This window comes from Enterococcus gilvus ATCC BAA-350 (assembly GCF_000407545.1).
In the GTDB taxonomy this organism is placed as follows: domain Bacteria; phylum Bacillota; class Bacilli; order Lactobacillales; family Enterococcaceae; genus Enterococcus_A; species Enterococcus_A gilvus.
The window spans coordinates 2592396-2604953 of the sequence record NZ_ASWH01000001.1; the positions used below are offsets into that span (position 1 = coordinate 2592396).

The window sequence follows — 12558 nt, forward strand, 5'->3', positions numbered from 1 at the left end:
CTTTCTATATCCTAATTTTTTTAATTTTATTAATTGTTTTCTCAATTAGTTGACGCCTTTCTTCTTGATTTTTTCAATTTTAATAGCAAAAAGAATGTATTTAAAGAAATACAACAAAAAAACGATCAGGGAAAATCCCTAACCGTTTGTTTTTTTAAGCCAGTCGCTCTTTAAATTTTATACATAAGAAATACCCGATCCCGCAGCCGACAGCGTTCGAAAAAATATCCCAAATATCGAAGGTCCCGATATAGAATACATATTGGATCGTCTCGATTCCGATGATCGTCGTCAATGCAATGACCGCCGCCTCCACTTTGCTGGCGCGAAGGCCATACAAGCAGCCCAACGGAATAAAATACCCGATGTTCAGCAACAGCTCGATGATCTGCTGCCCATTATTCAAATACAATTCAAAAGGATTCAAATTAAACGAATGATAGGCTCGTGCTTTCGTAAAAAGCATGATGAACAACAGTAAAAAATAGCAGCTATAAAAAAGATACAGGTAGATACTCCATAGCTTTCGCTGCTCCCATTGCCAATAAAAGAGCCACAAACTCAAAAAAATAAAGAGCCACAGTGCCTCATCCGTGTATTCAAAGCGCTGCGCCATTCGGGCCAAACGAGGATAATTCTGCAACGTCGGCATGACCAAGGTATAAACCATCCCGTAGCTCAGCAGCAGAGAAACCACGCCTGCAATGATCTTCTTCACCTGATCCCCTCCTATCCTATAACAAATAAGTATAGCGAAACCTCGCAGCGGCTTCATTAAAAAGGACGTATCCCAAGAAAAGCTTAAAGAAACGCTGCCTCGCTTCACTCGTTTTCTTCGATTTGTTTTATCGCGAACCTTCTATTATATAAGAATCCGCTTTCCATTTCAAATCGCAAAATGACTTCCCCTCCCCCCAATTTGACCGGTTTTTGCCCAAAATAGCCGTTTTTCACCCCAAAACAGGTCATTTTGAGGGTCCTGCGGTCATTTTGCGATTTGCCAAATTTTTCTCGCTCCTTTACCTTTTAAGCAACGGCCGGAACAATTCTTAAAAAGAAAGGGAGCGATACACATGAGGATGCAAGATCTATCCCTCAACCACTATCAGCTTTTCCATTTAAAAGTAGCCACCTTAGAAAACCGCATCATCTGGTATTACCAATTAACACAAAACAGCACCACAACGATCAAATATATCTTAGCCCTGCGCGTTCGGTATCAGCTTGGCGCAAAAGAATTCGCCTACGTATTGAAAGACCTTGTCCGTTACCTTTTTATGAACACCAAAGCGACCCGCACCATGAAACGCTTTTTCTACTATTTCCAAGACTATTTCCTGGCGCCCGAGTGGCGGGCATTACGCGTCCGCGTCTTCTCCGTTACCACATACATTGAAAAAGCCCAGACCTTTTTCCACTCTCTACTGTCACACATACGCCCCGAAGAAACCAATGAACCTTGAAATGGAAGAAAAATAAAAGGAAAGGATGTGCCTAACAATGACTGAAACGACCCATTTAGTGACGACCTTCAAAGATGGTGCTGGCCGCACACACGACTGGACCTACAAAGAAGTCGACACCAGCCTAACTCCGCAAGAAATGAAAGACGCTTGCCAACTACTGACCAGCCTTGATCTTTTTGAAAAAGATGGCATAAAGCTGTTTGATTCTATCGTTGTAGGAATTTTGGTGACGATCAAAGAAACCCCGATTTTCGATAGAGAGACCGATCCAGACGAAGATTCTCCTCTGGAAAAAGAAACAGAACTGCCGCAGAAAATTCTCGAAGCCGCATCAGAAAAAAGCCCCACACCTTCAATAAGACCGAAAGAACGGCCATCCCTGCCAACGGTTGCTTTGGCCTCATCTATAAAGAGCCGATCCTTACAGAAGGATTCGGAAAAGCCAAATACTTCCAAACAGGCGGCAGCAAAACCAATCAAGAAAACGAACCCGCGAAGAAGAAGCTTGGCGCGTCTATTCCATCGTTCACAAAATAAAAACGACCCGAAGCCCTCTGCAGAAGAGCCGGATGGCTGATCCCATAGGCACAAAAAGCTGCCTGCGATCATGACCCTCGCAGGCAGAAAAATCCGATTGATTCAATTGACTCACTCAATACGCGCCGCTTGAGGTAAGCATGACTTTAAGCGTCTTGACGATCAGCAAAAGATCGGCGCGCGTCGTGCGTGTCTTGATATAGTGAACATCCAATTCTACCATTTCCTCAAAATGGATGTCGCTGCGTCCAGAGACTTGCCACGCTCCCGAACAACCCGGCTTCACTAGCAGTCGCTGTTTGTCATACTGACTGTATTCCGCAACCTCTCTTTGCAGCGGCGGTCTTGGACCGATCAGACTCATTTCCCCCTTGATCACATTGATCAATTGAGGCAGTTCGTCTAAGCTGGTCCGTCGAATAAATTTGCCAAAGGGCGTGACTCTAGGGTCTTCCTTGATCTTGAACATCGCTCCTTTGACCTCATTTTTGATCAAAAGATCCGTTAATTGCTCTTCCGCGTTGACACACATCGAACGGAATTTATACATCCTGAAGGGTCTGCCATTCCTACCGATACGCTCCTGTGCGAAAATCACAGATGCGCGCGGTTCTTCTTTATGTATGCGATATGCGACCCAGATCATCACTGGAGAAATCAAAACAAGCCCGAAGCAACTCAAAAAAAGATCCATTGCTCGTTTTACGAAAGCATATCCTTTTTGGCGTTTGAGCTTCTTCTTATCGATCCAAGTCCGCTCTAAAAACGCCGGATCGTCATAAGCTTCATTCTTTGTGTGCCCACTGTCCCAAAGCGACTTTTCTGCCTTCATTACTCATTCCTCCAACAAACTGATCCTTAAAACAACTTGAACCGCGCCATTCGCACTGCCTGATAATTGGGTCGAACGACAGGATCGCCATTCACTAGGTCCTTCGCCATCTGCTGCATGTCCCCGACCATCTGTTTCCCGCCGATTTTCTGAATCTCTCTATACGCTTCTTTCATAAAAAAATTTCTATTTTTCAAACTGTGGGCATCTGAAGCGACCATATACAGCATTCGATGCTCCAGCATCTGTCTTGCCGTCTTCTGGATGTCACTGCCAAATACCCCCACGATACTCGGCGCAGTCAACTGCGTCAGCGCCCCCATCTCAAGAAACGGCAGCAAGCGGTTCGGATCCTGACGAAACACCGAATTCCGCTCAGGGTGAACGATGACTGGAATATGCCCTCGATTCAACAGCGAATAAAAAACTTCCTCCGTATATATCGGCACCTCATGCGTCGGCAGCTCCACTAAAAGATAGGTATCGTTCAAGTCCGTAAACAGCAGCTCGCCTTTTTTGATTTTCATCAGCAAATACTCCGTCAGCCGAACTTCTTGCCCCTCCAATAACGTCAATCGCAGTCCCCGGCGATCGATCTCCTGTTGCAAAAACGCCACATTTTGAATGATCTCCTCTGCGGGGTTGTTGTATTTTCCATTATTGTGGTGGGGCGTGCACATCAAATGAGTGATTCCCTGACTGATTGCTTTACGAACCATTTTCAGACTTTCTTCTAAGTTTTCCGCGCCATCATCTACCCCTGGCAAAATATGACTATGCAAATCAATCATGCGCTACTCACTTGCTTCCTTCCGTTCCGTAATAATAATACGAATCTTCGCCTTGTTTTTTCCCGTTATAGATCACACCGATGATCTTCGCCTGGACCATATCCAGCAATTTCTTCGCTTCAATAATCGCTTGTTTTTTTGTCGCACGTTCGCGAATCACTAAAATCGTCCCATCCACATAGGCAGATAAAATTTGCGCGTCCGTCACTGTAACGACCGGCGGCATATCAAAAATCACCAAATCAAATGAGTCTTCTAATATTTTGACCAGCTCCTGCATCCGCTGCGAACGTAAAAGCTCGGAAGGATTGGGGGGCGTTGGTCCACTAGGCATGAGGTACAGATTTTCAGTGTTGGTTTCAATCAGTCGATTGTCGATTGCTGAACTCCCTTGCGTCATGTACACGCTCTCGCTAGTGAAGCTCCCGCTTACTGAATTCCCTTCTGTCAAATAATTGCTTAACCCATTCACATTCGGAATCTTAAAGCTCAAGGCGACACTGGGTTTTCTCAGATCCGCATCCACCAGCAACACACGACTGCCTGTGTTGGCAAAAACGATCGCCAGATTCGCCGCGGTGGTCGATTTTCCTTCTGAAGGTCCAGAAGAAGTGATCACCAAGGATTTTATTTTTTTATCTGCTGAAGAAAATTCGATATTGGTCCGAATTTTTCGATATTGTTCCGCCGTTGTGGAAAAAGGATTGATCGCTGCGATCAAATCAACGGGTGCAACTGTCTGTTTCTTTTTCGCCATTTACCGTCTTCTCCTACTGTCCTGAATTTTTTCTTGCCAAGATGCTAAACTCGTTTCCGCTTACGTGACGTCACTGTGCGATTGCTGATCGGACGATTGACCTCTTCTTGCGTCTTCACGATCACGCCGCGGTTTACCACTAGATCCTTTTTGCTGATCTGGGACACTTGCCCAAGAATCGGCAGCCCCAGCGACTCATCAATGAAGCGCTCATCCTTGACGGTTTTGTCCAAAAGCTCGATCAAGAAAGCCAAACCGACACCCAACATCATGCCAACGACCGCCCCGATCAGTAAATTCAATTGATTGTTTGGAAAGATCGCCTTTGAGGGGACGACGCCCTTCGATGTGACCGTCACTTTACTGACCTCCAACACACCCTCGGCCTTTTTTTGGAAGTTCGCCGCGGTCACATTCGCGATCCGAGCAGCCTTACGCGGCTCTGGCGAGGTCGCGATAATGCGGAACATTTGCGAATTCTGCGCCTGCTCCACTTCGATGATTTTTTTCAGCTCGTTATTGCTGTAAGTATACTGATACTCATTCTGCAATTCCTTTTGGACGGCATCGATAACGATGTCGCCCTTGATCATGTCTTTGTATGTATTGATCAGCAGCACGTTGCCGTTGATATCGTTTTGCAGGTTGATGTTGGCCCCTTCTGCCTGCTTATTCTGGACGATTAATTGCGCCGCCGAATCATAGATCGGAGTGATCAGGAAAAAGGTGACGCCAGCCGCCAAACCGATCCCCGTGATCGTCATCATAATGATCAACAGTGCTTTCTTTTTCAAAATTTGAAATAATTCTACTACGCTGATTGTCTCTTCCATCTTTTCCCCTCCACTATTGCGCCTTAAACAATTTCTTTTGGCGAATCCCTTCACTGATCAAGACAAGCAAGATCGCCAGAACAGTGGATGCCAGCCCAACAAATACAAAACTCAGATCAAACGCAGTCACATACGTTGTCACAAATTTGTACAACCCTTCCGATGCGATCCCTAAACGATCGATCACACCGCTAAAATAAATCGCCATCGGCAGCACGATCAACATCAATCCTGCGCCAAAAAAGACGATACTGCTCCAGCGAATCCGCCGATGCTTCATTTTCACCATCAGCAACAGCCCCGTCAGCAACAATAAAAACGCAACTGTCACTAAGACAGAAATAAGCGTCAACGACGAACGGAACCCCATGACTTTTCTGCCGTATTGCAGCAGATACGGGATCTCGATAAAGGCCGCATAATTCTCCGTTGCTCTATCCGCCAAATGCGTCACATTCTTTTGCGTCGTCTCATCGATCGGAATATTTTTCTGCTGCGCGTACTGCTGCACATTGTTCAAAATATTCTTTTTGATCTGCGCCTCCCCCTGGATCTCAAAAGGGACCTCTTGGTAGATGCTGCGAATGTAATTCTCTACATTGGCAGAAACGACTTTCTTCGGTACCACATCCGACAAAACCTCCGGCGGAATATTGCTTCCCCGCCCTAGATCCTGGATGCTTTCCGTCATATCCTTGCGAATCGTCTCCACATAGCCCGTGCGACGAACCTGCTGGATCATAAAATTCTGATTGAACAAAGTCATGCGAATACAAATCAGCGCAAGCGATGCAAATAGGAGCAAAGACCCGATAAAGGCCAACAGCCATCGGGGAATATTTCGTTTTAAATGAGTCATTACTAGCCTTCCCTCCTCACAGTTGCCGTAGTCTATCCTTAGTCCTCGCCATCGATCTTAGGTCCTGAAACAAATTCCCCGATCGCAAACAATCGGTCATCCGTCAATCCCAGACTGTCGATCGGATAGCACGTATAAAGAATCAGACGCCGATCCTCTCGCTGATAGATCATCTCATCAATGACCTTGTCTTTTTTATTCCGCACATCAAGCTGATTGATGCGGTACGTATAATTTCCATACGTTGTTTGAAGCGTAATCTCATCGCCGACCTGTGCCGCACCCAATTTTCCGAAATCATCGACATTATGCCCGCCGATCAAGGTAGTGCCCACTTCGCCAGGATAAACGGAGCCCATAAACTGTCCCGCCCCTTCACGCAAAATTTCTTCGGTATCTCCAAAATATAAAGGAACATTCAATTGCAGACGCTCTATCTTCACTTTGCCATATAACTGCCCGCCCACCGGATAATCGATCTTGCTCGACGATAATTCGTTTTTCGCGTTCATCACGATCTTTTTATTATTCACAGCCGTAAATGACTGTTCTGTGGCCTCAAAATTGGGGGTATCTGTTAATAAGAACAATTGGATAGAAGACGTCACAAATTGTATGACAGGTTTTCCTATTACATAGATCAAAGAATAGCCGAAAATCAGAAAGACGATTGGAGCGACGAATGTCACTCCAACCCGCTTCCATCTTGAAGACCTAAGCAAATTTTTTACGTCCCACTACGAATGCACCTGCTGCAACGAGTAGTAAACTTGCGAAGGAAACCGCACTAGTCACATACGTCGCGCCTGTTTGTTTCACAGCCCCGCCAGATGTGTACACTGTGCTCGTCGCTGGTTTCCCAGTCGAACCAGTTGCTGACCCGACATTGTTCCCAGTGATCGTGTAGCCGCCTGGATAGAATGTCGCAGTCAAACCAAGTGCATTTGCCGCCTTAGTAATTACGTCTTTTAACTGATTCTTGACGTTCAACGGCAATGCTTTGATCAATTGTTCAACAGAGTTAATAGTAGAAACATCAACACCAGAAGACGCTATGATCGCGCGTGCACTTTGGATCTGAGCAACGACCGTGTTCACTTGCTCAGCAGAAAGCTCATTTTGTTTCAAATAGTTTTCTGCATGCGCACGTTCAAAGTCTCGAACAGTAAAAGACTTCCCACCAATCGTCACACCTTGGTCTAGTTCCGACAAAATTCCTTGCTCATCCGCAGTAATCGCACCGTCTGCATGAGCACTCGGCCCAACAAACAAAATCACTGCAATGAGTGCAATGAACCCACTTACAATTTTCTTCATCTACATACCTCCTTTACTGAAAATCGACAAACAAAAAGTCATCGAAAATAACATTTTCGATGACTCTAGTATACTTTTTATCATTTATAAAAACAATAACTTTTATATTTTATTTTTAAAAGACAAAAACCCCTATTAAAACATAACTTTTACAACATTAATTGCATATTACTATTAATTTATTTGAAGGCATTCAATTCCTCAACCACCAAACAATTAAGTTTCCAACTGCAGCCTTTCTGTACATTTAAGCAAATAGTGATTAAAAAATAATTTTTTCGCCTGTTAATCACCTTTTCACCCACTACTGATAAAAATGAGAAAAAGATCCGAAAGAGAACATGACTCATGTCCTCCTCGGATCTTCTAGTTACGTTTATTTCAATTGTGTCTTCAATTCATCCTGTACACGTTTTAATTCCGCTGGATCCACACGCTGGTAAGAGACCCCATCCTGCATAAAGCCGGTCCCCTTCATCTGATCTGATTTAATGTTGCCAAACGCTGGCCGATAATCACCCATCAACGTCCGCATATCCGTAAAGCTCAAATCCGTCTTCACGTTCTCACCCATCGTAGTCAGAATTGATTGATAATTCGTCAATCCCGTCGTACTCAAAACCTGATTCGCGATCCCAGAAATAATCTGACGCTGCCGTGCCTGACGACCGTAATCCCCTTCAGGATCATCATAACGCATCCGAGAATACTTCAACGCCAGCTCCCCATCAAGCTTTTGCTTCCCCTTAGGAAACGTCGTCCCCTCATACGTAAACTCAAACGGATTATTGACCTCGATCCCGCCGACCGCATCGACCAGCGACTCGATTCCTTCCATATTAATAGTAATATAGTGGTTGATCGGAATATCCAATAATTTCTCCACCGTGTCCATCGACATCGCCGCGCCGCCAAACGCATACGCATGATTGATCTTATCCTGCGTATTATGCCCGACGATCTCCGCATACGTGTCCCGAGGCAAACTCACAAGCACCGACTCATTCGTCGATGGATTGACAGTCGCCACCATCATCGTATCCGAGCGCCCCTGCTCCGTCCGGCCAAGCGCTCCCGTGTCCACTCCTAAAAGCAAGACACTAAAAGGATCTTGCTCAGACAAATTCACCTGACGCTGCTCCGACCCATTACGTTTCACGGTCTCAAACGTATCATCCGCCGTCGACTTCACATCATAATACATCTTCGCACCTACACCCACAATCACAACTACGATCGCTACAAGAATCCCTAACAAGGTTAAGAAAACCTTCTTCGCTTTACTCGTACGCTTTACCCCTTGACGCCTACGCTTTTTCTTTTCAGCCATTTTATCAACTCACTTTTCAAAATATGATTAACAAATTATTTGCAGGTTTAACAATGACAATTAAATATATTTATTATTGACTAAGACTGAAACATTTTTTTTATTTTTTTTAAACTATAGAAAAAATCCTCAGCACTAAGTATTAAATATATTGCAAAGGAAATGGAATAAATAACGAAAGCTGAGATGTCATTGATCAAAACATTGCTTAAAACAAAAATAATCGTTATGATAGATTCTAAAAGAATTTTTTTCTTTATACTTATATCTAATGTTTTAACTAATAATAATTCTCCAATAATACACCTTAATGCTAGAGCTAGCAAAATACTTCCTACAGACATGAGGAGATTGTTAAACAATATCGCGGATATAAAAGATAATATTACCGAAAATACTAATGACAATATATTAGCATAGAAAATCAATTTCTCTTTTCTTATAGTCTTTAAATACGTAGTAATTAATAGTGACATCCTTCCTTCATAAATTATCATCGGAAAGAGTATTCCCATAAAAATAAGACTTTCTTTATATGATGGTAACCATATTTCTAAAATTTTTTTTACAGGAAGGAAAAAAATCAATAATGAGTATGAAAACGGTACAAAAATATTTCTCAAATATTTATATAACTCTATTAATTTATTTGGATTGGTTCTTCTTAGCAATGGGAACATGACAACTCCTACAGCGTTTATAAAAGTCATAAACATATTAGATATACTGAGTGTCAATGACAACTTACCAAAGGTTTCAACATCCCATTTAAATTCTACTAAAAGCCTAGATATGCCTATAATTAGCATACCGGCAATATTGCTTATCATTAAATTGCTACCAATTTTAATGTTGTCAAAAATTTCATTTTTAATAACACTGATATTCAATGGTTTATTAAACATTATATCCTTAAGCTTAATGAATCCCCATACTGTAACAATCATTCTAGAAATTATATCCAATAGAATCATTACAATATAGTTATCTCCGTCAGCAAGTATATAGATACATAAGAAGAATACATAAAAGTATCTATCATTACGAGATATTTGAGCATATTCCTTTATCCGATTTGTTGATTGAAAAATGTATATGATAAAAGTATTACAATTTCTTATAACGGACACAAAGGCTGTTAAAACCAAAATTATTGTTTTTCCTGGTGAATTGGAAAAAAATAAAACTAGAAAAATAATTATGATAGATAGGATATTCTCAAATATAAATAGATACCAAAACTGACTACCTAGCTCGGCATGATCAAGTTCAGCATAATCTTTTCCGCCGATTTTTAAATAGATCCCATCTAACCAGCCGAAGTGAAAAAAGCCAACATATGAAGAATAAAAAACATAAAGTTGCCAATAGCTATATTCTTTAACTCCAATAAATTTAGGAACAAATAAATTTAGCAATATTGAAATTCCCATAACAAAGAAATTTGCACTTACTGTATAATTAATGTTTCTTAAAATTTTTTTTGCTCTAGTATTCAAGTGGCCTCCCTCTTCCAATGGATCTTATATCCTCATTAAGCTTTCAAAAAATATACGCGAACTTCATTCTTCTATTTTATCTCCTATAGTAATAACACCTTTTTTTATTGAGAAACCAAATAAAAAGGTATACACACACTTAATTACAATTAATGTAACTACAGTACCTAATGAAACAATTCCAATCGTATAATTCTCAATTGATGATAACACTACCCAATAAATCAAAAAACCATAACAAATAATTGAGTAATTTGTTTTTCTATTTAGTACTCTTTTTTTGAAAGATGAATACCATCCTGAAAAAAAGAGAATTATAAAAAAGGTCATCATGCACATGACAATAAGTCCAAAATCGTGATATGGTCTTCTAAAAAAAGTATATATGTTTCCTTGTGTGATTCCTAATTGTCTCATCTCAAGATGAACACTTCTAGTATAGTTTGTCAAATCAAACCTATTCAATAAAGAGTACACTCCTGGAAATGTTTCCGCTCCAAAATGGTTTTCAACAACTAAAGGTGGATCTATAATATATTGATTAAAATGTTGTATTGAGCCACCAGCATAAGTTGATATATATTGAAAAAATGTTCTTGTAGTCTCTCTTCCAATCACATTGGTCGCAAGGTAAAAAAGTACCAATACTACAGGAACAAGGACAAAGGCTCTTTTTATATATTTAAGAGAAATATTCTTTGACCATCCTGTTTGGTACTGAAAAAGAATACAACTCACTACTAATGAGAACGCTACCCATCTAAGTAATTCCTGTCTTCCTGACCCCATTAATACTTTAATAGCAAACAGAACAATTGGAATCACATATGCAAAATACTTTTTTAAACTTATTTCTTTACTTAAAAAATTTTGTATAAAGGCAAAAGTGAATACATACCCAAATGCATCAACAATTTTAATTAATAGACTTACTAATCCGTTTAATGATGCTTCTGCTTCATATGAAGTAACATTTCTAAAATGCCATAATAAATTTGCGCCGTCGATATAACCACCCAGCGTAGCTAACCTTTTTATTTCTTGATAATATAAAAATATAGTTATCAAATCTAAAAGAATTACTAATAAAATTTTCCAATTATCAATAACCATAATTTGTAATTTCTGTTCTTTACTATGATAGTTTTTATAGAAAAAGAACATTAAATAATCAGCTAAAACTGCCATTAAAAAACCTAGTAACATTATAGCAAATGCTTTGAATGAATATTTTATATTCCAATTATAAATATTTAGCACTGCAAAAAAGGTACTTATTGCAAAAACTGATAACATTAAAAGGGATGGCCTAAAAATATCGTTTTTAGTAATACTTAACATTAAAAAAATTAGAAATACTTCTATGATGAATAAAAAAGAAATTAACATACTACCTCCAATTAAAATAATAAGCCGTTTAGATTCAATTATTCTCCATTAAATTTAAAAAAGCTGTTAACGAGTTTAAAATGCATTCATTCATAAACTCAGTTCTTTTAATATCAGATTTAAATGTTCTATTCGTAGAAATATTATGATTATGTAAAACTTGTATATCAGGAGAATACATTGTTTTCATTCCCAAACTATGACATTCGTAATCTAAAATTTCTGATTCATAATACATAAAAGTTCCCTCAAAAAAGGCAACTTCCCTTTCATTAATAAATAACTCTGAGAAAATGAAACAAGAACCATGAAGTGGTATATTATAATACGTATTTTGATAATCCAAAAAATTGTTCTTAATTCTTCTATTATAGACAAATCGTTTCAAAATTCTAACTCTTTTTAAATAACACTTTAGTTGGTTGGCTATTCTTTGCTTTTTTTTCTTTTGATAAATATTATGTAACTCTTGAACTTCTTTTAAAGTATAGTGATCTATTCTTTTAGGGTTTTGATGGATCCCAAGTGAAGTCGCATATACATCTGGTCCCAAAACTGCATATTTTTCACTTAGATATAAATCTTCTATTTTTTTTATAAAGTCATTTTGTTTAATTTGGATATCATTATTCAATACCACTATATTTTTAGGTTGATACTTTTCCTTTGCAAATATATATCCTGCATTATTCCCTTTTGCAAACCCAACATTTTCGGAGAGTAAAATCACATCAACATTATATACATTGTCATAAATTTTTCTCAATTCTTCACCAGAATTATTCGGTGAAGAATTATCCACAATGATAATACGCTTTTCTCCTGTTAAGTTCTGAATATTGTCGACACATGACAATGTTTCATCCGTTACAATATAATGTAACACTATAAAACAAACCATATAGTATAACGCCTCCTATTAACTTCACCACATTAAATATTTGAATG

Annotated in this window: 14 protein-coding genes; 2 read left to right on the top strand and 12 right to left on the bottom strand. The window is 39.7% G+C overall.

The window, feature by feature from the left end:
• Positions 1–154 precede the first annotated feature (154 nt).
• Positions 155–718: a VanZ family protein gene (locus tag I592_RS12890; RefSeq protein ID WP_010779760.1), complete on the bottom strand. Its 564-nt coding sequence runs from the start codon at positions 716–718 to the stop codon at positions 155–157.
• A gap of 361 nt (positions 719–1079) precedes the next feature.
• On the opposite strand from I592_RS12890, the gene I592_RS12895 reads away from it, so the two are divergent.
• Both I592_RS12895 and I592_RS12900 read left to right on the top strand, forming a co-directional pair.
• Positions 1080–1463, top strand: coding sequence for a hypothetical protein (locus I592_RS12895; RefSeq protein ID WP_044926574.1), 384 nt, complete (start codon positions 1080–1082; stop codon positions 1461–1463).
• Positions 1464–1500: 37 nt separating this feature from the next.
• Positions 1501–2043, top strand: a complete 543-nt coding sequence (locus I592_RS12900) for a DUF2922 family protein (protein WP_010779757.1) — start codon at positions 1501–1503, stop codon at positions 2041–2043.
• 75 nt (positions 2044–2118) lie between these two features.
• Here I592_RS12900 and I592_RS12905 read toward each other — a convergent pair whose 3' ends face one another.
• The 11 genes from I592_RS12905 to I592_RS12955 all read right to left on the bottom strand — a co-directional run bounded on the left by I592_RS12905 (position 2119) and on the right by I592_RS12955 (position 12511).
• Positions 2119–2835 (bottom strand): sugar transferase, encoded by a 717-nt coding sequence (locus tag I592_RS12905; RefSeq protein ID WP_010779756.1) that lies wholly within the window; start codon positions 2833–2835, stop codon positions 2119–2121.
• 26 nt (positions 2836–2861) lie between these two features.
• A complete protein-coding gene (locus I592_RS12910; protein WP_010779755.1) occupies positions 2862–3626 on the bottom strand; it encodes a tyrosine-protein phosphatase in 765 nt (254 codons plus the stop codon).
• A gap of 7 nt (positions 3627–3633) precedes the next feature.
• Positions 3634–4383 (bottom strand): CpsD/CapB family tyrosine-protein kinase, encoded by a 750-nt coding sequence (locus I592_RS12915; RefSeq protein WP_010779754.1) that lies wholly within the window; start codon positions 4381–4383, stop codon positions 3634–3636.
• A gap of 44 nt (positions 4384–4427) precedes the next feature.
• Positions 4428–5216, bottom strand: a complete 789-nt coding sequence (locus I592_RS12920; protein ID WP_010779753.1) for a YveK family protein — start codon at positions 5214–5216, stop codon at positions 4428–4430.
• A gap of 13 nt (positions 5217–5229) precedes the next feature.
• Positions 5230–6075, bottom strand: a complete 846-nt coding sequence (locus I592_RS12925) for a hypothetical protein (RefSeq protein ID WP_010779752.1) — start codon at positions 6073–6075, stop codon at positions 5230–5232.
• A gap of 38 nt (positions 6076–6113) precedes the next feature.
• Positions 6114–6764 carry a class D sortase gene (locus tag I592_RS12930; RefSeq protein WP_010779751.1) on the bottom strand — a complete coding sequence of 217 codons (651 nt, stop codon included), beginning with the start codon at positions 6762–6764 and terminating at the stop codon, positions 6114–6116.
• Positions 6765–6789: 25 nt separating this feature from the next.
• The gene (locus tag I592_RS12935; RefSeq protein WP_010779750.1) at positions 6790–7392 is read right to left on the bottom strand and encodes a hypothetical protein; all 603 of its coding nucleotides are present in this window, start codon (positions 7390–7392) and stop codon (positions 6790–6792) included.
• 376 nt (positions 7393–7768) lie between these two features.
• Entirely contained in the window at positions 7769–8722 is a 954-nt protein-coding gene (locus tag I592_RS12940; protein ID WP_010779748.1) for an LCP family glycopolymer transferase, read from the bottom strand.
• An 80-nt stretch (positions 8723–8802) separates the two neighbouring features.
• The gene (locus tag I592_RS12945; protein WP_010779747.1) at positions 8803–10221 is read right to left on the bottom strand and encodes an MATE family efflux transporter; all 1419 of its coding nucleotides are present in this window, start codon (positions 10219–10221) and stop codon (positions 8803–8805) included.
• Between the two features lie 63 nt (positions 10222–10284).
• Complete coding sequence (locus I592_RS12950; protein WP_010779746.1) at positions 10285–11610, bottom strand: O-antigen polymerase; 1326 nt, start codon at positions 11608–11610, stop codon at positions 10285–10287.
• Positions 11611–11644: 34 nt separating this feature from the next.
• Positions 11645–12511 carry a glycosyltransferase gene (locus I592_RS12955; protein WP_010779745.1) on the bottom strand — a complete coding sequence of 289 codons (867 nt, stop codon included), beginning with the start codon at positions 12509–12511 and terminating at the stop codon, positions 11645–11647.
• Between the last annotated feature and the right edge of the window lie 47 nt (positions 12512–12558).